The organism is Chryseobacterium pennipullorum (genome assembly GCF_003384725.1).
Lineage (GTDB): Bacteria > Bacteroidota > Bacteroidia > Flavobacteriales > Weeksellaceae > Chryseobacterium > Chryseobacterium pennipullorum.
Map to the genome: position 1 here is coordinate 215,202 of NZ_QNVV01000004.1, position 25,850 is coordinate 241,051.

General features: G+C 38.7%; 19 protein-coding genes and 1 rRNA gene. 10 read left to right on the top strand and 10 right to left on the bottom strand.

All coding sequences use genetic code 11. The annotated features are described in order from the left end of the window. Window positions 1–49 precede the first annotated feature (49 nt). The 3 genes from DRF67_RS21485 (at window position 50) to DRF67_RS07365 (ending at window position 4,657) form a co-directional block, all read left to right on the top strand. Window positions 50–202: a hypothetical protein gene (locus DRF67_RS21485; RefSeq protein ID WP_165851755.1), complete on the top strand. Its 153-nt coding sequence runs from the start codon at window positions 50–52 to the stop codon at window positions 200–202. Between the two features lie 210 nt (window positions 203–412). Next, entirely contained in the window at window positions 413–1,618 is a 1,206-nt protein-coding gene (locus DRF67_RS07360) for a metallophosphoesterase family protein (protein WP_115927645.1), read from the top strand. Window positions 1,619–1,621: 3 nt separating this feature from the next. After that, window positions 1,622–4,657: an AAA family ATPase gene (locus DRF67_RS07365; protein ID WP_115927646.1), complete on the top strand. Its 3,036-nt coding sequence runs from the start codon at window positions 1,622–1,624 to the stop codon at window positions 4,655–4,657. A 121-nt stretch (window positions 4,658–4,778) separates the two neighbouring features. Here DRF67_RS07365 and DRF67_RS07370 read toward each other — a convergent pair whose 3' ends face one another. Continuing rightward, a complete protein-coding gene (locus DRF67_RS07370) occupies window positions 4,779–5,804 on the bottom strand; it encodes an LLM class flavin-dependent oxidoreductase (RefSeq protein WP_115927647.1) in 1,026 nt (341 codons plus the stop codon). A 330-nt stretch (window positions 5,805–6,134) separates the two neighbouring features. On the opposite strand from DRF67_RS07370, the gene DRF67_RS07375 reads away from it, so the two are divergent. Then, window positions 6,135–6,941 (top strand): TraB/GumN family protein, encoded by an 807-nt coding sequence (locus tag DRF67_RS07375; protein WP_228435758.1) that lies wholly within the window; start codon window positions 6,135–6,137, stop codon window positions 6,939–6,941. 105 nt (window positions 6,942–7,046) lie between these two features. Here DRF67_RS07375 and DRF67_RS07380 read toward each other — a convergent pair whose 3' ends face one another. Further along, the gene (locus DRF67_RS07380; RefSeq protein WP_115927674.1) at window positions 7,047–9,185 is read right to left on the bottom strand and encodes a S9 family peptidase; all 2,139 of its coding nucleotides are present in this window, start codon (window positions 9,183–9,185) and stop codon (window positions 7,047–7,049) included. Between the two features lie 395 nt (window positions 9,186–9,580). Between DRF67_RS07380 and DRF67_RS07385 the strand changes: the two genes are divergently transcribed. The 3 genes from DRF67_RS07385 (at window position 9,581) to DRF67_RS07395 (ending at window position 12,201) form a co-directional block, all read left to right on the top strand. Continuing rightward, complete coding sequence (locus tag DRF67_RS07385; protein ID WP_115927649.1) at window positions 9,581–10,093, top strand: YceI family protein; 513 nt, start codon at window positions 9,581–9,583, stop codon at window positions 10,091–10,093. Window positions 10,094–10,172: 79 nt separating this feature from the next. After that, entirely contained in the window at window positions 10,173–11,000 is an 828-nt protein-coding gene (ygiD, locus tag DRF67_RS07390) for a 4,5-DOPA-extradiol-dioxygenase (protein ID WP_115927650.1), read from the top strand. A gap of 37 nt (window positions 11,001–11,037) precedes the next feature. Further along, the gene (locus DRF67_RS07395) at window positions 11,038–12,201 is read left to right on the top strand and encodes a carboxypeptidase-like regulatory domain-containing protein (protein ID WP_115927651.1); all 1,164 of its coding nucleotides are present in this window, start codon (window positions 11,038–11,040) and stop codon (window positions 12,199–12,201) included. Window positions 12,202–12,324: 123 nt separating this feature from the next. On the opposite strand, the gene DRF67_RS07400 is transcribed toward DRF67_RS07395, so the two are convergent. The 3 genes from DRF67_RS07400 to hutH all read right to left on the bottom strand — a co-directional run bounded on the left by DRF67_RS07400 (window position 12,325) and on the right by hutH (window position 16,009). After that, entirely contained in the window at window positions 12,325–13,806 is a 1,482-nt protein-coding gene (locus tag DRF67_RS07400) for a S8 family peptidase (RefSeq protein WP_115927652.1), read from the bottom strand. A 139-nt stretch (window positions 13,807–13,945) separates the two neighbouring features. Then, window positions 13,946–14,398: a GNAT family N-acetyltransferase gene (locus DRF67_RS07405; RefSeq protein ID WP_115927653.1), complete on the bottom strand. Its 453-nt coding sequence runs from the start codon at window positions 14,396–14,398 to the stop codon at window positions 13,946–13,948. 123 nt (window positions 14,399–14,521) lie between these two features. Next, window positions 14,522–16,009 (bottom strand): histidine ammonia-lyase, encoded by a 1,488-nt coding sequence (gene hutH, locus DRF67_RS07410; RefSeq protein WP_115927654.1) that lies wholly within the window; start codon window positions 16,007–16,009, stop codon window positions 14,522–14,524. A 347-nt stretch (window positions 16,010–16,356) separates the two neighbouring features. Here hutH and uvrC point away from each other — a divergent pair, with 347 nt between their 5' ends. Next, window positions 16,357–18,150, top strand: a complete 1,794-nt coding sequence (gene uvrC, locus DRF67_RS07415; protein ID WP_115927655.1) for an excinuclease ABC subunit UvrC — start codon at window positions 16,357–16,359, stop codon at window positions 18,148–18,150. A gap of 328 nt (window positions 18,151–18,478) precedes the next feature. On the opposite strand, the gene DRF67_RS07420 is transcribed toward uvrC, so the two are convergent. The 3 genes from DRF67_RS07420 to DRF67_RS07430 are packed head-to-tail and all read right to left on the bottom strand — an operon-like array spanning window position 18,479 to window position 21,250. Further along, the gene (locus tag DRF67_RS07420; RefSeq protein WP_115927675.1) at window positions 18,479–19,261 is read right to left on the bottom strand and encodes a hypothetical protein; all 783 of its coding nucleotides are present in this window, start codon (window positions 19,259–19,261) and stop codon (window positions 18,479–18,481) included. A gap of 14 nt (window positions 19,262–19,275) precedes the next feature. After that, the gene (locus DRF67_RS07425) at window positions 19,276–20,358 is read right to left on the bottom strand and encodes a putative type IX sorting system protein PorV2 (protein ID WP_115927656.1); all 1,083 of its coding nucleotides are present in this window, start codon (window positions 20,356–20,358) and stop codon (window positions 19,276–19,278) included. 16 nt (window positions 20,359–20,374) lie between these two features. Beyond that, on the bottom strand, window positions 20,375–21,250 hold the full coding sequence (locus tag DRF67_RS07430; protein ID WP_115927657.1) for a DMT family transporter: 876 nt from the start codon (window positions 21,248–21,250) through the stop codon (window positions 20,375–20,377). Between the two features lie 219 nt (window positions 21,251–21,469). Here DRF67_RS07430 and DRF67_RS07435 point away from each other — a divergent pair, with 219 nt between their 5' ends. Further along, window positions 21,470–21,955 carry a GNAT family N-acetyltransferase gene (locus DRF67_RS07435; protein WP_165851756.1) on the top strand — a complete coding sequence of 162 codons (486 nt, stop codon included), beginning with the start codon at window positions 21,470–21,472 and terminating at the stop codon, window positions 21,953–21,955. Window positions 21,956–22,239: 284 nt separating this feature from the next. Further along, a complete protein-coding gene (locus DRF67_RS07440) occupies window positions 22,240–23,868 on the top strand; it encodes an acyl-CoA carboxylase subunit beta (RefSeq protein WP_115927659.1) in 1,629 nt (542 codons plus the stop codon). Window positions 23,869–24,018: 150 nt separating this feature from the next. On the opposite strand, the gene DRF67_RS07445 is transcribed toward DRF67_RS07440, so the two are convergent. After that, entirely contained in the window at window positions 24,019–25,068 is a 1,050-nt protein-coding gene (locus DRF67_RS07445; protein ID WP_115927660.1) for a serine hydrolase domain-containing protein, read from the bottom strand. 519 nt (window positions 25,069–25,587) lie between these two features. Next, window positions 25,588–25,695: ribosomal RNA gene (rrf, locus tag DRF67_RS07450) — 5S ribosomal RNA — on the bottom strand. Window positions 25,696–25,850: the final 155 nt, after the last annotated feature.

The window sequence follows — 25,850 nt, forward strand, 5'->3', positions numbered from 1 at the left end:
TTTTTGAAGAAGTTATTCTCACTTATAAAAATTATTCGTCAAAAAAAATATGAGTAAAAACAACGAAGAGAACAGAAGAAAAAATAAAAAGAAAATTGATCAGAAAAAACGCAAAATGCAAAATGCTGAAACAGAAAGAAAAGCCAAGTTAAAGAAAATCCGGGAAGATTTCAAAGCAAGAGAGGATGATCATAAACCGTAACATCATTCTTTGCTAAACCCTACTCATTTTTTGAAACAGCTGGATTTAAAGTACTACAATTACAGCTGGCAACAGGTAAAATTGTCTAAACTATTTATCTGAATTAAGGTAAACCTTATTTTTTAAAATTAAGTATTTTCTATATTTACATTTTAATATTTGCAAAATAATTCTCTGCATATACTCTTTATTAATTCTCAAACTTAAATTATGAAAATCCTCCACACTGCCGACTGGCATTTGGGTAAACGCCTGGACCGTTTTTCAAGACTGGAAGAACAGGTTTTGGTTATGAATGAAATTGTCCAGATTGCCGACGAGCAAAACGTTGATTTAGTTTTAATTGCCGGAGATCTTTTTGATAATTTCAACCCCGGGGTGGAAGCCGTTGAGCTTTTCTATAAAACACTGAAACGGCTGTCTCTTAACGGGAAGCGTCCTGTAATTGCTATTTCAGGGAATCATGATTCACCCAGCTTAATCAATGCTCCTGACCCTCTGGCAAGGGAATGCGGAATTATTTTAATAGGTCATCCAAAGGCGGAGATTACTCCTTTCGGTACCGAACATTTTAAGATTCTGAATTCAGAAGCAGGTTTTATAGAATTACAGATCAACAACACCGACTTCCCAATCAGGATCCTGCATACTCCCTTTGCCAATGAGATCCGTCTAAAAGAATATTTCGGGGAAAACAAAGAAGAGGAAATCAATAAAGTGCTTGCTCATACTTGGAAAGAGCTTGCAGATAAATTTTGTAATGATTCAGGGCTCAATCTTCTGACGGCCCATCTGTATATGAATAAAAGAGGGACGGAGATCCTCGAGGAACCGGAAGGTGAAAAACCAATCAGGATCGGAAATGCTGATCTTATTTACTCGGATATTATTCCTGAGCAGATCCAATACACTGCTTTAGGTCATCTCCACGCTTTTCAGAATATCGGTACGAAAGAAAAGCCTGTGATTTACTCTTCTTCACCATTATGTTACAGTTTCAGTGAAGCAGGCCAAACCAAATACGTTTCCCTTATTGATGCAGAACCCGGAACACCGGTCTCCTACAAAAAGATAACTTTAGAAAGCGGAAGAGTTTTAGCAAGAAAAGCATTTACATCGGTAGAAGACGCCGTTCAATGGTTAAAAGAAAACCCCAATACATTTATTGAACTGACATTGGAAAGTGAAACTTTTCTGACGGCTGATGAGAGGAGGCTCATTCACCAGGCTCACAACGGAATTGTTCATCTCATCCCAAAGGTCAGAAGTAAGGAGCTTACCGAACATCAGGACCAGGATATCAATCTGAGCCAGGATATCGAAGTATTGTTTAAGGATTATTTTAAATCCAAAAACGGAGGTCAGGAAGCGAACGAAGAACTGATGAATTTGTTTAATGAAATTTTAAATGCCTAAACTATGATCCCTGTACAATTGACCATCGAGGGGCTGTACTCTTACCAGGAACGTCAGACTATACATTTCAAAAACCTTACTGATGCCGGATTATTCGGTATTTTCGGGGCTGTGGGCTCCGGAAAATCATCGGTTCTGGAAGCGATCTCATTTGCGCTGTATGGAGAAACTGAGCGTCTGAATATGCGTGATAAAAGGGCATACAACATGATGAATTTAAAGTCAAACACCTCTTATATCGAGTTTGATTTTATCAATTTTGAAAATAAACTGTTTCGTGCCACGAGAGATTTCAGGAGAAACTTAAAAAAATTCGAAGAGGTAAAGCCCAGCACGGTTACTTTTTATCAGAGGATTAATGATCAGTGGGTTCCTTTGGATCATTCCAATGCAGAGTCGATTATCGGGTTAAGTTATTCCAACTTCAAGCGGACCATTATCATTCCTCAGGGGCAGTTTAAAGAGTTCCTGGAACTGGGTGCTGCAGAAAGGACAAATATGATGAAGGAAATCTTCAACCTCCAGCGTTATGATCTTCAGAATAATGTTTCTGTTCTGAATGCTAAAAACAGATCAGAACTGGATCAGCTTGAAGGCCAGCTTAAAGGATTTGAGGAAATCAATGAAGAAAAGATACATTTTCAGAAGGAACTGCTAAAAGAAGAACAAAAAAAGCTCGTCGAGTCTAACGGGAAACTTGAAAAAATATTCAATAGCTATCAGCAGCTTAAAAATGTTAAAGCCGATTTTGAAAGCTTAAAACAAAATAAGGAGCATTTTGCACAGCTTTCTCTGCAGAAGCCGGAAATAGACACCCTCGAAACCAAAGCCGAAACATATGACAGGGTTTTCAGAACCTTTAATCCTTTAATGGCTGAAAAAAATAAGCTTTCCAGGGAAATTTCAGTTAAAAAAGAAGAAAAGAAGCTTCATGTTCAAGCGCTGGAGACCACTGAAAAACATTTCCAGACGGTAACAGAGAAGCTCAGTATTCTGGGGCCGCAATTCAAAGCGCTGGAACAGTCAAAGATCCAGGAAAATGATCTGAAGCTTATCAGTCAGATCCTTACTTTTTCAGAAGAAATCAAAATACTTAATGACAGAACTCAGAAAGGTTCCCAGAAAGTACAGGAGGTAGAAGCCCGTAAAGAAGCTATTGAGAAAAAAATCCGCGGAATTTCTGAAAGCATGGAAGCACTAAAGGGACAGAAACTGGATACCGGATTACTTTCCCATGTCGGAAACTGGTTTATTCAACAAAAGAATTTCAGAAAAAGGCAGATTGAACAGAGGGAGAAAATTGAGAAACAAAAAAGACAGATTGAAATCATCTCTGCCGATCTAAAACCTTTAGAGTATCAGGAAAATTTCAGAGAGGCATTTAAAATGAAGAAGGAAGCTCTGGAAATTTTAAAAAAAGAGCTCTCCCAGAAACTTGATCAGTTAAAAATACAAAAGGAACTCTCACGTTTTGCCAGTGAACTGCACACCGGTGAAGCCTGCCCGCTTTGCGGCTCAAAGGAACACCCTGATATTGTAGAGTTTCATAGTGTAGACACTGAGCTTCCTAACGTCCAGAAAAAGATTTTAGCTGCTGATCAGGAAATTGAAAAGATTGAAAAACAGGAAACTGATATCGAAAAAATTCTGGAGCGGAAGAACTTTTTTGAAGAACAGATGATGACGGAACAAAAAGCATTGCTTGAGATTGAAAAGGATATTGCAGCTCACCTTGCTGCCTTTACCTGGAATCAGTTTTCTCCGGATCAGGAAGAGGATTTTGAGAAAAAACGTTCTGATTCTTTTGCTTTGGAAAAAAAGATTGAGGAAACCGACAGGAATATTAAGGCAGAACGTGAATTACTGGAAAAGGAGCATTCTTTATCTGAAAAATACAAAGCTGCACTGGAAGGATTCAGGCTGGAGGAAGTAAGCAAACAGGAACAGATCAACATCAGCCGTTCTCATCTTAAGGTTATGGAATGGGAGCATTATACCGATAAAACTGCAGGAGAAATTGATGAAGCTTATCAAAAATTACGGAATTCCAATGCTGAGATAGAGCACAATTACCAGAGCATATCTCTGGAGGAGAAAAAACTGGCTCCGAAATTAGCAGAGCAAAAAGTCCTCGTCAGCCAGTATGAAAAGCAAATTTCAGAGCTTGTGGCAGAGATTTCGACCAATACGGAGGCAATTACAAATGCTTTAGCCCTACATCAATTCACTGACAGCAAAGAAGTTGAACGTATTTTATCCACAGAAATCAATATTCAGGAGGCAAGAGCAAAAATTCAGGCGTTCAGGGTTAATTTTGAAACCTTAAAAAAAATCATTGAAGGACTTGAAGTAAAGCTCAGGGATCTCTCGTTTGATGATAAGCAGTTTGCTCTGGCCGAACAACAATATAATGACGTCAAAAGTGAAGTCCAGCAGATCAATGATTCTGTTGTAAAGATAAGTGCTGAAACAGAACGTCTGGAAAAAGAATACCGTAAAAAAGGAGATTTACTGCAACATCTTGATAAGCTTCAGAAGCGTTCCGACAACCTGAAGCTCATGACCAATCTCTTTAAAGGGGCAGGTTTCGTACAGTACGTCTCCTCTATTTATTTAAGGCAGCTTTGTGACCATGCCAATATACGTTTTCACAGAATGACCAGAAACCAGCTGAGCCTTCAGCTGAATGAAAATAATGATTTTGAAATTATAGATTACCTCAACGAAGGGAGAAGCAGAAGTGTGAAAACGCTGTCCGGAGGTCAGGCATTCCAGGTCTCCTTAAGTCTTGCACTGGCATTGGCCGAAAGTGTTCAGGCAAATGCACAGGCTGATAAAAATTTCTTTTTTATTGATGAAGGTTTCGGAACCCAGGATACGGAATCGGTCAATATTGTGTTTGAAACCTTGACGAGCCTGATGAGAGAAAACAGGATTGTGGGAATTATCTCGCATGTGGAAGAACTGAAAGAAAAGATTCCTACAGCACTCAACATTATTAAAGATGAAGAAAGAGGCAGCTTGATTGAGATTATCTAAACGCTAACGATTAAATGACAAAAGTCACAAAGGTTGATTCAAAAACACATTATTTTTCTTAAAATAACTTAAGTGTTTAAAGACCTTTTGTGACTTTTGTATTTAAAAAAGCACCTCTATTTTACAGGTTTTGTACCAATGGTTTCACTTCTTTTCCAAAGAGTTCAATGGATTTCATCATCACGTCATGTGCAGGATCTCCCACATCCATATGTCCTATAAATCTTGTGATTCCGAAGAGCTCTTTCATATAAGCGATTTTGTCTGCAACTTCTGCAGGACTGCCGATGAATAAAGCTCCGTCTTTACTTCTACCCCCATCATACTGTATTTTTGTATAAGGGGCCCATCCCCTGGAAGCTCCTATCCTATCCATCTGGGATTTGTAATTATGAAAATATCCATCCACGGCTTTTGGATCATCGCTCACAAAGGTATGCGAGTGAATAGCGATCTGCATATCTGCCACAGGGTGGCCCGCTTTCTGGTACTCCTGTTTGTAAAATTCTATCAGATTCTTAAACTGCACTGGCATTCCGCCAATAATAGCGACAACGAGAGGCATTCCCAACTGAGCTGCACTCAGCACAGATTGCGGGGTTCCGCCTACAGCTCGCCAGATAGAAAGTTTGCCGTCATTTTTTGCCCGTGGATAAACAGTCTGATTCTGCATGGGAGCACGAAGCTTTCCCGACCAGGTTACATTTTCCTCAGTATTTATTTTCAACAGAAGTTCCAGCTTCTCATCAAAAAGCTCTTCGTAATCATTCAGAGAATAACCATATAACGGAAATGATTCTATGAAGCTACCGCGGCCCACGAATATTTCTGCTCTTCCATTTGAAATAAGATCCAGCGTTGCAAAATCTTCATATACTTTTACAGGCTCCGAGGAACTTAATACCGTCACTCCACTTGCCAGCTTTATATTTTTTGTGATACTCGCGGCTGCCGCCAATACCATTTCAGGAGAGGAAACAGCATAATCCGGACGGTGGTGTTCTCCCATGGCAAAAACATCAATTCCCACCTCATCCATCAGTTTTACCTGATCCAGTATTTCGTGGATCTTAATTCCTGCATCTCTGTATTTTCCGGTAGCCTGGTCCATTGCCAGATCTCCGAACATTCCTATTCCTAATTCCATATTGTTGATTTTAGTACTACAAAATTACAGCTCTGAAATGTCTTATGCATTGATGTTTGATAAGATCGGAATCTTGTAGAAGTGCTCAGTTCTTATGACGAACTTCTTATGTAAGAAGGCTGAAGCTGAAAGAGGGAATTTCTTACAGTACAAAGAAAGAATCATTGCCCATTATTTTTTTTTCAGATTACTTGATTACATTTTCAGGCTACTGTTAAAATAAATATTTATAGCTTCAAGCTTCCCGCCTTAATACTTTTCAATTTTCTTCCTCCGAAATCAAGTTAATTGTACAAACTTATTATATTTGGGAACAATAACTTTATGAAAATGAGATACACTATAGCAATTTTTCTTTTGATGCTTACCCATTTATGCTTTTCACAAAACAAAACAGAGATCTATGTGATAGGAAATATACACGACAGTGTACCGAATTATCATCCAAAAATACTGTTTGACATTCTGGATAGAATAAAGCCCGACATTATTCTCCACGAAGTGGATGCTAATGGAATGAAAGAATATGAAAGCGGTGTTGGAATTACAGGAAATGAGATTAAGGCAAGCAATACATATCTGAAAAATCACCCGAAAACATTAAGGTTCCCTTTTGACTTTGAAGGTCGAAACCAATACAGGAAAGATAAAGGAATGGTTCCGACGGATAATTTATCCGTAAAGTTAATCGACAGTCTGTATAAAGTAAAGCAGCTCACGGCTTCCGAAATGAAGCTGTACGAAAACTTTACAAACGCCACCAAAGAGCTCATGAAAATTGCTGAACTATCTCCTGAGAATTTCAATAGTGCCGCAACCGATAAAATTGGTGAAAGAAGACAGAACGCACAGTATTCCGATCTGCTTACGATTATAAAGGAAAGGCCTGAATTTGCCAATCGGTTTGTAGTGAAACCCAATGGAGAAAAGATAAGTTACAGAGACGGATTTAAGCTCATGTCCGGATTTTGGGATCTCAGAAATCAAACCATGGCTAAAAATATTTACAAGATTGCAGAGACCTATCCGGGCAAAAAGATTGTTGTTCTGACAGGTTTTCTACATAGGTATTATATTTTAAGGGAGCTCAGAAGAATCAATACCAATCAATATATGGTCAAAGAATTTTATGATTAAAGACCTATTATAGATTGACCTTATCTCTGAATATGCTGTGCAATTTTCAGCAATAAAACGGTCTGCATTAAAATAGAAATCCAGCCCTGGGGCTGGATTTCACTGTTATTTCTTCAGATACTGATCAAAATAATCTGTTATTTTCTGCATCAGGTGAACCCTGTCTTTCCCGATTACATTGTGCGGATGCCCCGGATAGGTAAAGTAATCCAACTGGACACCGTTATCTACTGCTGATTTGACGAACTTTATAGAGTGTTGCCACACCACTACATCATCCTGTGCTCCGTGAATCATTAGCAGCTTCCCTTTCAGATTCTGTACTTTATCCAAAAGATTAGCTGTTGCATATCCCTGAGGGTTTTCCTGTGGAGTATCCATATATCTCTCACCATACATAATCTCGTACATACTCCAGTCGATTACCGGACCGCCGGCAACACCTACTTTGAATACGTCCGGCTTACGAAGCATGAAGCTGGTGGTCATGAATCCTCCGAAGCTCCATCCATGGATTCCCATCTTTTCTGCATCTACGTACGGAAGAGATTTCAGGTAATCTACCCCTTTCATCTGATCATTCATTTCTGTCGTTCCCAGATTTCTGAAAACGGCCTGCTCAAATTTCATTCCACGATTGGAAGAACCTCTTCCGTCCATGGTAAAAATAATATATCCGTTTTGCGCCATGTATTCGTACCAAAGGTTTCCGGAAGCCGGGAAACTGTTGGTTACCAGCTGAAGGTGTGGTCCGTTGTACAGATACACAATGGTAGGATATTTTTTGTTAGGGTCAAAATTCGTAGGAAGAATAATTTTCCCATATAAAGGAGTACCATCATCAGCTTTCAGCTCTACGTTTTTGATTTCCGGTCGCTGGTAATTCTTTAAGGGATTGTCTGAAGTGAGAATATTGGTAGATTTCAGATTTCCTGTATTGATGATGTTGGCAACTCTTGGTGAATTCGCGTTGCTGTAGATATCGTATAAATAATTTCCGTCACTGCTGAGTACTCCGCTGTGCATTCCCCCCTCTTTGTCCAGGCGCTCCATTTTAAAGTTTGCCCAGTTGATCTTATAAAGATGTCTTTCTAAAGGCGTCTCTTTAGTTGACGTAAAGTAAATTTCCTTTTTCTTTTCATTGAATCCCAGGATATCGGTCACCAGCCAGTTTCCTTTTGTGATCTGAGCGACAAGCCCTTTCTCCAGGCTATAATGGAACAGGTGGTTATACGCTGTTCTCTGGCTCTGCCAGATAAAATCTGTATTGGAATTCGGGAAGAACGTAAGAGGATGCTGCGGCTCCACATATTTGCTGTCTGTTTCTTCAAATAAGGTTTTCACCAGTTCTCCGGTAGCAGCATCATACTGATTCATCTTCATGTGATTCTGTCCTCTGTTGAGAACTGCCACAAAAATATATTTTGAATCAGGGCTCCAAGTAACGGCTGTCAGGTACTGATCTTTTTCACCTTCTATTTTCAGGAAAGTCGTTGATTGGTTTTTGATATTGAAAACCCCCAGAGTCACTTCGTGGGAGGTTTTTCCGGCCATTGGATATTTGATGTTATGGTTAACAGCTGGCGTTACAGACCAGTCGATGATCGGATAATCCGCCACCATGCTTTGATCCATTCTGTAGAAAGCGATACTCTCAGAGTTTGGAGCCGGGAATATTCCGGTGTCGATTCCGAATTCATTCCTGTGAACGGCCTGTCCGCTGATGATATTTTCATTGGATTCGTTGGTAACTGCAATAGTTTTTCCGTTTTTGTTGACAAACAGGTTGTTTTTTGCAGTAAAAGCAAAGGTTTGTCCATCCCCAAACATTTTAACGTTAGCAGCGTCCTGATCTATCGTTACGGAATTCTTTACTTTCCACTCAACTCCGGATTTTTCAATCCAGGACATTTTATCCCCTGCATTGAAATACCCGTGGGAAGTACCGGTGAATTTAATTGGTGGAACAGTTTTCAACTTGTCATTTGAAAAATTCCTGTTCAGCGTAGTCAAAGAAACCAGGGTATCCTGTTTATTGGTTTTGATATCTGTGATCAGATACCCGCCTTTTACCGCCTGGATATACGATTTGCCATCTGCAGCCCACGAAAACTGAGAGATATTTTTTACGGCAAGATTGGTTCTCATCCCATTTACAGCCTCCGCCATCGTAAACTTCTGGGTCTGCGCAAGTGCTGAACCACCCACAACCAGCATCAATAAAGAAAGTTTATGTAATTTCATTGTATAAAATTGAATCCACCAAAAATAAGAAATAAAAATCATCCGTTAATAAGTGTTAAAATAAAAGATTCATAAAATAGAATTCATGCATGAAAAGAAATTATTTCCTAACTTAAGGTAGAATTTGATAACTACCGAAAACGGTGGTTCGTTCATGTCAGATAGAATTGAATAGCCTGTTGATTTGGACCGTTTCTAAGGTGTTGGTGAACAGCCCTTGAAATGAAAAATGTAAAGTGCAAAAAGAAAATTTGGTAAATAGATATATAGTTGCTTCAAAGACCTTTTGTTTTTAAAAGACATAATAATTGCATTTCTTATCCTATATCAATGATCTGTATATGTTCTCTGTACTACATTTGCATTATAAATCATAACAAAAAATACAAAATACAATGGCAACAAAATGGAACCTAGACCCAACGCATAGTGAAATTACTTTCAAAGTAAAACACATGATGATCTCTAATGTAAAAGGAAACTTCAGAACCTTCACTGCTGAAATTGAAGCGGAAGATGATACTTTTGCCAATGCAAAAACGACTGCTACGATCCAGACGGATTCTGTATTCACTAATAATACAGACAGAGACAACCACTTGAAATCTGCTGAATTCTTCAACGCAGAGGTAAACCCAACCATTACTTTTGAATCTCAGGCCCTGAATAACCAGATCAGCGGAAACCTTACGATCAACGGAATTACCAAGCCTGTGAATCTGGACGTAGAATTCGGAGGAATCAATGTAGATCCGTGGGGAAATACAAAAGCAGGATTTTCTTTTGAAGGAAAAATCAACAGAAAAGATTTCGGACTGAACTGGAATGCAGCGCTTGAAGCCGGCGGTGTAATGGTAAGCGACGATGTAAAAGTAGCTGGTGAATTACAGTTTGTAAAGCAAGCATAATTTTTAACCCCAAATAACAGGAGGTTCAGGGATTTTTATAAAAGCCTTGAACCTTTTATTGTATTAGCCCTTATTAGTAATGAACCTTAACGATCTTCAAAGCATAAGTGACGGATTTGCGAATACGCAAAGAATGCCTGTTCTATTCCTGGGACATGGTTCTCCAATGAACGCCATTGAAGAAAACCAGTTTGTACAGGGATTCCGTAATGCAGCCACTGAAATTCCCAGACCAAATGCTATTTTATGTATTTCCGCCCATTGGTATACAGAGGGAACGTATGTAACGGCTATGGATGTTCCCAAAACAATCCATGATTTCTACGGTTTCCCCAAACCTCTATTCGACGTACAATACCCTGCTCCGGGAAGCCCGGAACTGGCTAAAGAAACCACGGAGCTTCTTCTGCCTTCGTTTGTGGAAGAGGACCACAGCTGGGGACTGGATCATGGGGCATGGTCGGTCATTAAACATATGTATCCGCAAGCCGATATTCCCGTGATACAATTGAGTATAGATTATACAAAACCGGCCCAGTATCATTATGATCTGGCTAAAAAACTGAATAAACTGCGCGAAAAAGGCATTCTCATCATCGGAAGCGGAAATATTGTTCACAACCTCCGCCTAATCGACTGGACGAATATCAATACGGTGGGAGCCGGCTGGGATTGGGCCATAGAAGCTCGCGAGAAAATCAACAACTGGCTTCTGGATGGTCATTTTCAGAATATTATCGACTATCAGAAACAGGGAACTTTCCTGCAATATGCAGTTCCCACTCCTGATCATTATCTGCCATTGCTCTACACCTTAGGTTTGAAAGACCGGTCTGAAGGTCTTACTTTGTTTAATGATGAATTGATCGGTGGCTCACTGAGCATGACCAGCGTAAGAATAGGGTAATTTTTTTATCACTAAAAATTTAGTAATATTGTTGACCATGAAAACGATAGTATTATTTTTTTTATTTCTGTCTGTCTTTTCACATGCCCAGCAGATCAAAGGAACTGTCGTGGATGAAACCGGTCATACAATGGCTGATGTCAGCATTTATCTGGATGGTACTACAACAGGAACTGTTTCTGAAGCGAACGGAAGTTTTACCCTTACATTATCCACATCATCTCACGGGAATCTTGTTTTCCGGAAGGAGGGTTATGAAACTTTTGCTACCAGTCTGCAGGATATTCTTCATAAAAGCTTAAAAGTAGTAATGACCCGCACCCATTCGATTGAGGAAATCAGGTTAGTGCCCTACACTTCCGAGGCCTACCAGAATCATATTCATTATTTTCTGGATACCTCTATTGGCTATGACCGTGAAAATGTAAGAATCAGAAATCAAAGATCCCTGAAGTTTTCGTACGACAAGAAAAGCAAGCTCCTAAAAGTAAAAGCACCGGAGACTTTAATCATCGATAATAAGAACCTTGGTTATGAAATTCACTACAACCTAATCAGCTATACTTCAGATTTTAACTCTAAAATGGTTAACTATACAGGAACCAGCTTCTTTAAAGAAACCAAAAAAACACCCAGGGTCAGGGTGAATAGAATGAATGCCTACAACGGCAGCCTGCTTCATTTTTTCAGAAGTATTTTCAACAATATGGTATCCGCGGATGGATTTATTGTCAATCAGGCCAAAGAAATCTCCAACCCTAAATACCCGACTGAAGAAGAGCTGAACATGCTAAACGATTATGTACAGATGATGCTGAGCTCGAAAATCGTAAAAATTCCGGAACACATCAGTGATATTTCCCATCGTAAAAACAGTCAGACCCCTTATCTGATGGCCATTACAAAAACCCTGATTCCGGACACGGACTACATCCAAAGAACAAACGGTAAAGTATTTCTTGATTTTAAAGATATCCTCCAGGTCAATTATCCCAAATACCTTTATGAAATGAAAGGAAAAGAGATCATCAGAGGTACCGGAAAAATAGTATTATCATCTCTCCTACATACGGAAGCAGACCGGTTTGAAGTTTCAGACGATGGTAATATTTCTACTCCCGATCAGCTGATTACTGAGGGAGATTTTTCAAAAAATAAAATTGAAAACATGCTTCCATTAGACTATCAGTCCGGCGACTGAATGTTGGAGCAGCATGAAAAGAAGAAAGCCGGAAGCTCTCGTAAAGGATTCTATATCCGGTTATTTGGAATATTATGTTCCTCAGTTGTCCTTCTTCCGGCTTTCTTTTATGAAGTTATTTTGTTATTGTACTGCTTTCAGAACGTTAATGTTTCCGTAGCCATAGCTGGAATTAACATTCGGGTAATAGGTAGCAGACTGTCTCATCTTATTGAGCACCTGATCTCTAGACCATGATGGATTTTTCGCCCAAACCAAAGCAGCTATTCCGGCTGTAGCTGCGGTAGCCACTGAGGAACCTCCCACATAATCAGCCTGCCCGTTGTAATAGCTGAGTACGGGAACTGTATTTCCCGAAGCTCTTTCCATCTGAAAAGTAAAATCAATCTGGCTTCCGGAATGACATACATCACATTTCTGGTTGGAAGTACCTTCCTTCACCCCTGTTACAGCCTGTGTTTCCGACATTGATGCCGGGAAAATCACGCCTACAAATGTGGTAAAACTGGTAGATGTACCCCCGGCACAGAAAATAAGTTTACCCCTGGCATAGGCATACTTTACCCCATCTTCAATTTTTCCTACGGAAAAGATATGCCCCATAGACATTGAAATGATTTTTACATTTGTATTGTTTCCAAGTTCCGTAAATGCAGTTTTCACCCCGTTTTGCTCGCTAGATGTCTCCAAAACAACATTTGCTGCTGCGCGGTAGGCAACCAGGTTGGCGTTATATGCTACCCCCACCGGCAGCCCTGAATTGTTTCGCGGCGCAGCCATTACAGAGGCCATTTTTGTTCCGTGTCCACACTGATCCCCTGAACCATCAGAATTGTATACTCCGTATTTACTGATCGATCTTCCTGATGATGCGCCGGTATTAAAGTTGTTTCCCAGTAAGGTCTGTTCAGGAGATACACCTGTGTCAATGAGCCCTATGGTTACTCCTGCACCCGTACTGTAGCTCCAAGCATCAGGGATATTATGCTTTGCAAATGCCCAGGGAACCCGTGCACCGGGTGTTGTGGAAGTATAATCCGAAGCACTTAATATTGCCGAAGAAAAGCCACATCCGGAAGAACTGCTGCCTGAGGACTTTGCTGTGGCATTATAACGGGCTTCAATTTCAAAATAATGGTAATCTGCCGGTTCCAGGTAACGGATGGTTTTCATCTGACGAATGGCAGTAACCGTTTCTTCTTTTTCGATGACAACATCCATCTGGTTGAGATACTGATCTTTCACGAGAACAAATTCTCTTTCATCTTTTCCTTCATATTTTTTAATAATGGCGAGGATTTCTTTTTCCATGTCATTATGATTCGGAGATTTACTTCTGTCAAAGTCATCTTTGGAAGATCCGAAACCGATGGAGGCCATTCTGTTGCCACGGAAAATAGAACTCCACAAAAAATGATCTGATTCTTTACTCCACTTGAAAGAACCTTCTGTCTTGATGGACTGATTGATCCTTTCATTGATCTGTTTTTCCGTCAGCGGATCTTTCTGACTCATTTCAGTTTTTGGATTTTCAACTGGAAGTTCATCCCTTGAACACGATTGTAAAGCAAAAAATATTGCTAAGAGGAATACAGTTTTTTTCATATGTTATGATTTTGGTTGGAACCACAATATAACACTTTGCCGGGAATTACAATCTTTTGAAAAGTGAATTTAGCATTACATGAATATGAACAATTTCCCAGGGTGTACTGAAACGGAAATTCTATTTTTCCCCATCCCGTTATGAACGCAAGATTTTTTGGTAACACACGCTGGTTTCAATTCCGGTATACTGTCCATAGTTGGGAATTTTGCGAAATCCATTTTTCTCATAGACCGATATCGCATTGTGCAACGCTATGGAAGTTTCCAGCACAGCTATTTCAAAACCTGATTCCTTCGCCCATTTTTCGAGTTCTTTAACAATCGCTGAAGCGAGCCCGTTTCTCCTGAATTCCGCATCAGTATACATTCTTTTGATCTCTACGGTATTTTCTGAAAAAGGTTTAAAGGCGCCGCAGGCTGCAGGAATATGATCTATATAGGCCACCACACAATGTTGAAGGGTATCAATTTTGTTAAACTGTTCAAAAAAAGTATTGTCCTCACCATTATGCTCTGCGAGGGTGATGTCCAGATGCTGTACTAAATGGTGAAAGTCCCTATCTGTGGAATCTGTTCTTTTGATAATCATGGGTATATTTACTTTAGAGGATCATAATTCTTATCTGCAAAAACTTCCTGAGGAGATACAGATCTGTTGTTGTATATACTATAAAAAGCTTCCTTCCGGAAGCTTTCTGTTATTTTTTTTATATTAATTGACTACAAATTTTCTTTCGTTAATCAATTCTGCAATAGCCAGCATATCTTTACCAATGAGCCTGTCATCTTCCAGTTTGGAAACTCTTGAACGAAGAATTGCAAAATTTTCTTCAATCACTTTCGAGCATTTCGAAGGTCTTCTGAACTCCAGTCCCTGCGCAGCAAACATCAGTTCAACTGAGAGGATATTCACCAGATTTCCAAGAACCTGATTGAATTTTCTCCCTGAGATGCTTCCCATGGAAACATGGTCTTCCTGCCCTAAACTCGTGGGAATAGAGTCTGCAGAGGCCGGAAAACATAATGTTTTATTTTCGGTAACCAAAGCTGCTGAAGTATATTGCGGGATCATAAATCCAGAGTTCAGTCCTGAGCTTTCTGTAAGCAGTCTCGGAAGCCCATACTTTCCTTCCAGCAGCAAGTAGCTTCTTCTGTCAGAAATATTTCCCAATTCTGCTGCGGCCAATGTTGCATAGTCTAAAGGCAGTGCCATCAGCTGTCCATGAAAATTACCTCCTGAAATAGATTCTTCTGCGCTCAGTACGATTGGGTTATCCGTTACTGAATTAAGCTCTGTTTCAGCCATGGCTCTAAGATGCTCAAAAGAATTTCTGCTCGCTCCGTGGACCTGCGGCACACATCTCATAGAATAAGGATCCTGAACTCTTTCGCAGTCTTCGTGAGCTTTCAGGTTTTCTGAGCCTTTTAAGAATTTAAGCATTCTTGCCGCCACTTTTTTACTTCCCTCAAAAGGTCTGATCTCATGAAGTTCTTTTTTGAAAGGGCTTGCAGAACCTCTGTAAGCTTCAATGCTCATCGCGGCAGTCATGTCTGCAAGATCCAGCAGATATTCGAATTTTTCCAATCCTTTGATGGCATGAGCAAGAATAAACTGAGTTCCGTTGATCAATCCCAACCCTTCTTTCGGACCTAAAGCCAGCGGATCCAGGTTATGTTTTTCCAGAACTTCCATGGTTTCAGAAACTGTATCTCCATCCCATACCTGTCCCAGTCCCAGTAATGGCAATACCAGATGCGCCAGTGGAGCAAGATCTCCTGAAGCCCCTACCGAACCCTGTTCCGGCACTACGGGAATAATACCTTTTTCAAGCATCAGGATCATTCTTTCAATAACTTCCAGCGAAACTCCAGAAAATCCTTTGGATAATGCATGCACTTTAGCGATCATCATGATCTTGGAAAGCTCTTTATCTATAGGCTTTCCTACTCCTACTGCATGAGAAATAATCAGGTTATACTGTAACTGAGCTGTTTCGTCAGCCGATATTTTAGTATCGCACAGGGGTCCAAATCCGGTATTGATCCCATATACACATCTGTCGGACTCTACTATTTGCTGTACGTTTTTCTGAGATTTTAAAATTTGTTCTTTTGCCGCTTTATTCAGCTTGGCTTTATTTGGCTTTTTACATATTTCCAGAACATCATGGAAAGTAAAAACATCTACTCCGTATATCATTTCTAAAAAATTTTCTTAAAATTACGCATTTAGCAATAATTGGAAAAGCTAAATTTCAACCTTCTATCTTTTTATACAACTGGTGAAATAATTTCCTGTTTTTCGCCCTAAAACAATAGGTCTCTATTTTCTTCAAAAATAGTTATCAATAGCCGCTGGATGGATGAAAACATTCACAGGACACTGACATAAGGAAGCTCAGAATTAATTTTCGAAAAGTAAAAGGCATCAAAATCCTGTATGTTGAGATGTCTTTCAGGAATCGTTAAAAGTTTACAGACGATATTTAAATCTTTAAAAATTTCCTTCCCACGGAAATACAGGCAAAAATTCCGTAATTTTGTTATATGAATCCTTCTTTAGAATTACAGCTCAAAACTTTACCATCCGAACCCGGCGTTTATCGTTACTATGATAAAAACGACCAGCTACTGTATGTGGGCAAGGCTAAAAATTTAAAAAAGAGGGTTCTCTCCTACTTCAATAAAAACTTGTCCGGGTACAGGATCAAGATTATGGTTGGTAAAATCCAGCGTCTGGAAACCACCATTGTGAACAGTGAGTACGATGCACTTTTGCTGGAAAACAATCTGATTAAAGAACATAAACCGTTTTACAATGTCATGTTGAAAGATGACAAAACGTATCCATGGATCTGTATCAAAAATGAAGATTTTCCCAGGATTTTTCTGACCAGAAACGTTATTAAGGATGGATCAGAATACTTCGGTCCGTATGCAAAAGTACGTCCTGCCAAAATTTTGCTGGATACCATCAAGCATATTTATAAGCTCAGAACCTGTAATCTTAATCTGGCACCCAGTAAAATTGCAGAGGGAAAATACAAGGTTTGCCTTGAATACCACATCAAAAACTGCGAAGGCCCTTGTGAAGATCTTGAAAGCAAAGAGGACTACGACGAAAAAATAGATGCGATCCGCGGAATTATCAAAGGTGATTTCCGGAAGGCTAAAGAATACCTTGTGAATCAGATGATGAAGCTGGCTTCCAGCCTTCAGTTTGAAGAAGCGCAGATCATTAAGGAAAGATTAGATATCCTGGAAGATTACCAAGCTAAAAACACCGTTGTGAATGCTAATATTGATGATGTTGATGTCTTTGGAATGACCAGTGATGAAACGGCAGCTTACGTTAATTTCTTTAAAATCAGAAACGGAAATATCATCCAGAGTTTCACCACAGAAATTAAAAAGATCCTTGAAGAAACAGATGAAGATATTATGGAGGAAGCCATGATTGAGATCCGTCAGAAATTCGGATCCGATTCTAAAGAAGTATTGCTTCCTTTCCATCTGTCTGTAGAAATCCCGAACGTAAAGCTGATTGTTCCTAAAGTTGGAGATAAAAAAAGAATTGTAGAGCTTTCAGAAAAAAATGCGAAAGAATATCGTCTGGAAAAGCTAAAACAGGTACAAATCATAGATCCTGAGCGGCATACCACCAGAATTATGGCAGAAATGCAGAAACTTCTGAGAATGCCTGTAGAACCGAGGCATATTGAGGGATTTGATAATTCCAATATTCAGGGGACCAATCCGGTTTCTGCGTGCGTTGTTTTTAGAGACGGTAAACCCAGCAAGTCCGATTACAGGATCTTTCATCCTAAAACAGTGGAAGGCCCCAACGATTTCGCCACGATGGAGGAAGTGATCTACCGCCGGTACAAAAGAATGCTGGATGAGGGAGAACAGCTTCCACAACTTATTCTGATTGATGGTGGAAAAGGACAGCTGTCTTCTGCAGTAAAGAGTTTGCGTTTACTGGGATTGTATGGGAAAATTACAATTATTGGGATTGCTAAAAGGCTCGAGGAAATTTTCTTTCCGGAAGATCCTATTCCTTTGTACCTTGATAAAAAATCCGAGACCTTAAAAATTCTTCAGAGGGTTCGAGACGAAGCTCACCGTTTTGGCGTAAAGCATCACCGAACCAGAAGAAAAAATTCTACGATAAAGTCTGAACTGGAAGAGATTCCGGGGGTAGGTGAAAAGACCATCGAGCTCCTGCTATCCAGACTGAAGTCTGTAAAACGAATCAAAGAGTCTAATCTGGAAACCCTGGAAGAGATTTTAGGAAAGAGTAAAGCAAAGGTTATCTGGGAATTTTTCAATGCCAATTAGAAATCCAACATATTGTCTCAAAAAAAGACAAAACACTCAAAATCGCCCTAACACAATATAAACAATAATAATAAGTGTTAAAAAAATAAAATATTCATTACAAAATGATATTATTCATATTTTTTTCATAAATTAGTATTGTAATTAAGCACACAATAGAATTCAATTATTCATCAGGTTGCAGGGTACTGTAATGAACAGCACGAAAATTATGGAGATGAAGGGTAATGAATCCAATATTCAGATTCCTGAAAAAACACATCAACATATATAAAAACGAATAAGCTCTTGTTTAAGAGCTTATTTTTATGATAGGGAAACGTTGGTATTATTTTCCGTTAAAAACTTCTTTGGTATATCTTCCGTCAGCCTGAGGCCTATCGATCACTATATTTCCATTTTCGTAGTATCCGATCGTTGTATTACCATCTGCCAGTTTTACAAGGAACACTTCTTTTTTTGAGGTCGATTTAAAAATGGCAAAGGGAACAGAGCTTCCGGATTTTGCCAGAATAAACTGGTTGGAATCAATCTGTATTTTCTGCAGGTCTGTTTTCCCATCTGAGTAATTTGCTGATGTAGAAACAGGCGTTGCAGTGGAAACCGCTGAATGGGTACTTTGAGCTGTATTTGTTGCTGCTGTTGTTGGTGCTGTTGTTGGTGCTGTTGTAGTTGTGGTTGATGCCGGTAAAATATTAACCGGGTTGGAAGGAGCTACCTTTAACAAAGCCTGCTTGAGTGCATTCCCAAGTCCTTCCTCGAAATCTTTAATATCCGAACGACCTTTGGATTCCAGAATTACTTTTTTATGACAGTCTTTAAACTGCAGGATCACTTTGTTGGTAAAAAGACTCTTGTCATTAAGAACTTCTGCATTTACAATATTACAGGAATTATCCCTGGCCTCAGAAGGCCATTGATCTATACCCGATGGCAGAACAACATAGTTTTTCGCTTTTAAGGCGTTCGTCAAATGGGCCTCAAGGCCGTAGCTGTTACTTTTAAATGTTTCAAATTTTTCCGGAATCAACACATATTTATAGTCTGAAACCTTTTGTCCAAAAATCAATGATGAACCCATCATCAGCATCAATACCGAAATCTTTTTCATATTCATTTTATTTTTTAATCATTTCTAAATGCTCCCATATCCAGCTTCAGAGAAAAGAAGTTGGAAAAGAAATTGGAACCACCTATTCCGGAGTTGGTGATGGCATAATCCAGAGTTAGTCCACGGTATCTTATCCCAATCCCTGCACTAGGCTGGAAAGATACTTTTCTTTTAAGATCCTCAATATCTGTAATTGACTGAAATCTATTGATTCCCAATCTCACAAAAATCATTTTCTGGTAACCCAACTCAGCACCTGCATACGGGCTGATACTTGCAAAATCTGTAGAAACAAGGGATGCTGTTTTGGCAAAATCTACGTTCAGACCTGCTTCAGGCAATACATACAGGCTGCTGTTGATCTCAAACAATTTACTGGCTCCTACATTAAGCTTAGGCATCGTAAGTTCCATTTTATCCTTGGGTGCAGGGTTGAATTCTTCACCGTTAACTACTGTGGATAATTCTTTCTGATTAATACTCCAGAAGTTAACAGTAGTTGTAATATCTCTTACCATACCCCCGAACTTCCAGCCATTATCGGCTCTATAGGTAGCTCCCACGTCAAACCCGAATCCGTATCCGTTGGCAAATTTACCCACATTTCTATAGACTACTTTTGCATTTACCCCCACATCCAGTTTAGGATTCCCTCCGGGCCTGAAGGCATAGGAAAGTATTGCTGCATAATCCGATTGGGAGAATTTGGTGATTTTATCATAATCAATATTCCCTTCAGAATCAATCATCTGAGTGGTATTTAAAATATTATCTACCCCTAGTCTCACCACAGAAACTCCGAAAACACCTTCCTCCAATACTTTTGCATACGCCAGATAGTCATATTTTGCAATGGATTCAAAGTATTCAGCATGCATCGCTGCTCCCTGCCAGTCTCTTTCTATAGACATCAAACCTGCAGGGTTCCACATCGGAGAATATACATCATCCTGATTGGTGATTACAGCTCCACCCATGGCCAGCCCTCGGGCTCCGGCGCCGATATTCAGGAATTCGTTGGAATATTTTCTGATAATCTGAGATTCAGACAGCCCAAATAGTAGTGAAAATGCAAGTAAAAAATATTTTTTCATCATATAAATTTGATGGTAGTTAAAGTTTTTTTGTTTTCCTGGCTTTCATTAATCCATTGGCAATGATTGCCAGTATCATAACTGCAGAAGCAATATAAAAAATAGGGCTCATATGTTCTGATTCCCCAAAGATAAAAAAAGCTAGTATAATTCCGTAAACCGGTTCTAAATTAACTGTTAAAATTAGTGTAAAAGGGGATATATACTTCATTAAATTCACTGATTCCAGCATTGGAAAAGCAGTGAAAACACTAGCCAACAACCCTATTAACGCCAGATCCCGATAGTTTATTTCACTCATTTCAAAAATTTGCCCAGAAAACAGATAAAATAGCATTAAAATAAACCATCCACAGAATATTTCATAAAAAATAATGTTTCCGGAGCTGGTCTTACCAAACATTTTTCCGTTAAAAACTGAGAAAATAGTCCCAAAAACTGCACACAGCACCCCATAAATTATTCCCTCTTTGTAATGGAATTCTGTTTTAAAAATCAGGAGAATACAGGCCACGATCACTGTTCCCATCACCACCTCTGTCATATCTATCTTTCGTTTAAAAATGACAGGTTCCAGAATTGATGCGAATAATGTAGACAGGGAGAGGCAGCTTAAAGCGATGGACACATTAGACACCTTAATGGAGTAAAAGAAACAGTACCAATGTAAAGCCATTGCCACTCCAATAGCAGCTAACTGGAAAAAGATTTTTTTTGAAACCTTTATACTTTCTTTCTTAAAAAATCTAATGAAGACATATAGAAAGATCGCTGCAAATAACATTCTGTAAAATACAAGGACCTGGGCATTCGCATGAATCAGTTTTCCTAAAATTGCAGTGAACCCCCATAAAAATACAATCAGATGCAACCTGAAAAGCGCTAATTTATGCATAACCTACCTCTTTGAAAATTTTAACATGCAAATTTACAAATAGGCTTTTATAAATGTCACATAAAATATAAATTTACTGTAATAAATAAAGTTTTTTTTTGATTTTTTGGTGAATGAATGATATACCTTTATTATTTTTAGAAAGTAAAGCCAAAAACGATAAAGATAATTGATTGACATATGATACTAAAGCCAGATATTAGAATCAAAACAGAACGTATGATCTTAAAACCGGTGGAAGATTTATACATCGATGATATTCTTGAACATTTTACCACCGAAGTTACCAGATATATGCCGTTTAGCCCGCAAGGTAATAGGATGGATATTGTAAGTTTTGTCAATGAGTCAAAAAGAACATTATCCGAAAACACGGATCTGGTTCTGGCTGCTTTAGATTCAAACGGAGATTTCATCGGATGTTGTGGTATTCATCATATAAGTGAAGAATCAGTTGAACTTGGACTCTGGTTAAAAAAGAGTTCTCAGGGTAAGGGATTTGGAACTGAAATTATAAGGAATCTTGTTGAGTTTTTAGAAGATAACTTTATTTTTAAGTACATCGTATACCCTGTGGACGAGCAAAATATAGCTAGCAGAAAAATTCCGGAAAAATTGGGTTTCATTCCCTTCAAAAGCTATAAAAAGAAGAAAGATTCTACGACTGATCTTACTATTGTAGAATATAGAAAATATTATCCATGATTTCAGGTGTGGGTCATCACCAAAAAACCCTGAAAATTTGTTAAACTTTCAGGGCCTTCAAATAATAAACTATTAAAAAAATAAACTAGGAACTGAGTATTTAGCAGAGAATATCACCTCTGTTACTCAAGTGTAAAGTTAGAAAAAATATAAATTATTTAAAAATATATTTTAGTTAAAAATTTCACAATTTCCTAGAAACCAAAGTATTAAACATCTGTTTTAGTTCTCACTCGTATTCCTCATAAAAATAGTATCTTTAAGCGTAAAAAATTGAGAATTCTATGGACATCGAATTTAACAAACGAGAAGATCAAAACAGATTAAAACTATCAGAAATCAATCGCTTGCTTGCCGAAATTAAAAAGGGCGGTGGAGAAAAGAGACTTCAGAAGCTTCGGGACGAGGGAAAAATGACCGCAAGAGAAAGAATAGAGTATCTTCTCGACAAAGATTCAGATTCCATAGAGGTAGGTGCTTTTGCCGGATATGAGATGTATAAAGAGCACGGTGGCTGCCCTAGCGGCGGGGTGGTTGTAGTGATTGGATATGTGTCCGGAAGACAATGTATTGTAGTTGCTAACGATGCCTCTGTAAAGGCTGGAGCCTGGTTTCCGATCACCGGAAAGAAAAACCTGAGAGCACAGGAAATTGCGATGGAAAATAAACTACCGATCATCTACCTTGTAGATTCTGCCGGCGTATATCTTCCTATGCAGGATGAGATATTTCCGGATAAAGAGCATTTCGGGCGTATATTCAGAAACAATGCTAAAATGAGCTCTATGGGGATCATTCAGATTTCTGCTGTTATGGGAAGCTGTGTAGCCGGAGGGGCTTATCTGCCTATCATGAGTGATGAAGCAATGATTGTGGATAAAACAGGTTCTATTTTCCTTGCAGGTAGCTATTTGGTGAAAGCAGCGATTGGAGAAAGTATAGATAACGAAACTCTTGGCGGAGCTACTACGCACTGTTCCATTTCAGGAGTTACGGATTATAAAGCTAAAGATGATAAGGATGCTTTAAACAGGATCAAAAACATTATGAAGTCGATCGGCAGTACCGAAAAAGCAGGATTCGACAGAATAGAAAGTTTTCCTCCGAAAGAAAATCCTGAAAATATTTTTGGAATCATGCCGGTTTCGAGAGCCGAACAATATGACACTTATGAGATCATCAAATGTATTGTGGATAACTCAGAATATGAAGAGTATAAACCCGACTACGGCAAGAGCATCATCTGTGCTACAGCAAGAGTGGATGGCTGGTCTGTTGGGATCGTAGCCAACCAGAGGAAGCTGGTAAAAAGCGGTAAGGGAGAAATGCAGTTTGGAGGTGTTATTTATTCAGATTCTGCGGATAAAGCAACGCGTTTCATTGCCAACTGCAATCAGAGAAAGATTCCATTAATCTTCCTGCAGGACGTTACAGGATTCATGGTAGGGTCCAAGTCTGAGCACGGTGGAATTATCAAAGACGGGGCGAAGATGGTAAATGCAGTTTCCAACTCTGTGGTACCTAAATTCACGATCATTACAGGAAACTCATACGGAGCAGGAAATTATGCAATGTGTGGAAAAGCTTATGATCCGAGACTTATCGTTGCATGGCCATGGGCTGATCTTGCAGTAATGGGAGGAGCACAGGCCGCAAAAGTATTAGCCCAGATCCAGGAATCCACTTTAAAGAAACAAGGAAAAGAAATCACTGAAGAAGAGCACAACGAAATATTAGATACGATTTCAAAAAAATACCAGAAGCAAACTGAATCTACCTATGCAGCAGCACGATTATGGACTGATGCCATTATCAATCCTGCAGATACCAGAAAATGGATTTCTATGGGGATTGAGGCGGCTAATCATGCTCCTATTACTGAAAAGTTTAATTTAGGAGTAATACAGGTATAACAAAAAATTATTATTGTAGGAATACAAAAAGGTTGGCCTTTCGGCCAACCTTTTTTAATATAAATGAATTTTACTTTATATTGTTAGAAAGCGCTATCACATTTATTTCTTTTCTATAGTTTGATGTTTGACTCTAATCCACAGTTTAGCTTATTTAATGCTGGCTGCAACTGCACGGATTAATGCAATTTTTCTACCGTCAGCAATATCTATATCGTCCGCATACCTTTTATCGGCGCCGTTCGATATAATAATAATATTTTCTTTAGGATTTACATAGGCAAACTGACCATATACTCCAATCGCAGTAAATTCATTATCTATTCTATTTTCCGGAATCCACCACTGGTTTTTATAGCCCATATTTGTATCTGAGTTTTTCCTGATTCCCGGTAACAGATGCGTGTCTTTTGGACTTATTGTTATGGACTGTTTTATCCATTCCTCAGATAGAATCTGCTGATTTTTGCTGTTTTTTCCTTTATTTATCATCAGTAAAACTGCTTTAGCATAATCCCTTGGAGTCGTCATTAAACCTCCGTAAGCCATTGCTACACCGTCTCCATTGGTTGAAAGATAAGCAGTAGATTCAGGAAAAATCCTATTCCAAAGATTTTCCTTAAAAAAGTCAATATATGGTTTCTTAGTTGCACCCTCTATAACCATTCCAAGAATCTGAGTTTCCACACTGGCATATTTATTAAAAGTGCCTGATGGATGAGCTCTTTTCAGACTTAATATAAATTTAATCAGATCCGCTTTACCCTTTCCATATGAATCGGAAAGCTTTGCCACTCCCGAATTAAAGTCTGCCATATCTTCTGACCACTCAATTCCTGATGACATATTAAGAACATCCTGAATAGGAACTTCACTATATACACTTCCTTTCAATTCGGGTACATATTTCGAAATTGGATCATTTAAATCTTTTATATACCCTTTATCAAGGGATATCCCAATGAGTAAACTTGTGATAGATTTGGTACAAGAGAAAAAAATCACGGGCACATTTTTCTTATTGCCTTTATAGTATTCTTCAAAAACTATTTTGCCGTCTTTTATAACAAGCAGAGAGGTATAATCTCTATCTTTTATTTCTTCTGAAATGTCATAGTTCTTGCCTTTATAATTAAAAGTTTTGGGAAGATTAATATTTTGGCCTGTAGGCAGAATAAAAGGTGAATCTGATTGACTTATTCTTACCCCTTTAAAAACTTCAGGATTTCTAAAATTTTCCGTTAATTTTTCGCTGTCTGCAAGTACACTTTTAAATGTAAGCTTTTCGTTTTTTTTTCCTGGGAATGACTCTCAATCGCAATAGATACGAAAGAGATGAGTAAGGCTGTATTTAATATTTTTTTCATCATTTTATTTCTTATATTATTTTAAACACCTATTATCAAATATACATATTCTCCACATTCACAGCAACATCCAGCTCCAGATTAGGTAAGTTGTACAGCAATTGCAAATAAATAGGAAAAATTTTACACTATATAAAAATTATAGGCTAAGAACGTTCGGTTTTTACGATGGAAAATACGGTTAAGAGTAGTATTACACTATAAGGGTAGCAATGAAAAGGCGGTAAATATGTTTGTTGCTGGTTGTTTCGTTGCTGGTTGAGTAGTTGGTGGATTGGTAGTTGCCTTAAGTATAAAGCAAAAAAAAAAATCCTTTATCTTGACGATAAAGGATTTTTAAAAATAAAATAAAAACTGGCGGCGGCCTACTCTCCCGCGTTAGCAGTACCATCGGCGCTGGTGGGCTTAACTTCTGTGTTCGGAATGGGAACAGGTGAGCCCCACCGCTAAAACCACCCTAAAGAAGGTATATAGCTTTAAGCATCAGGCTTCACGCCTTAAGCTTATTGCGTTTTAATCGATAAAAACTTTCACAAAGAGCTAACCTTGCTGCACTTTCGTGCGCCATATCAGGCTATAAATCTACGGGTAATTAGTACTACTCGGCTATGACAT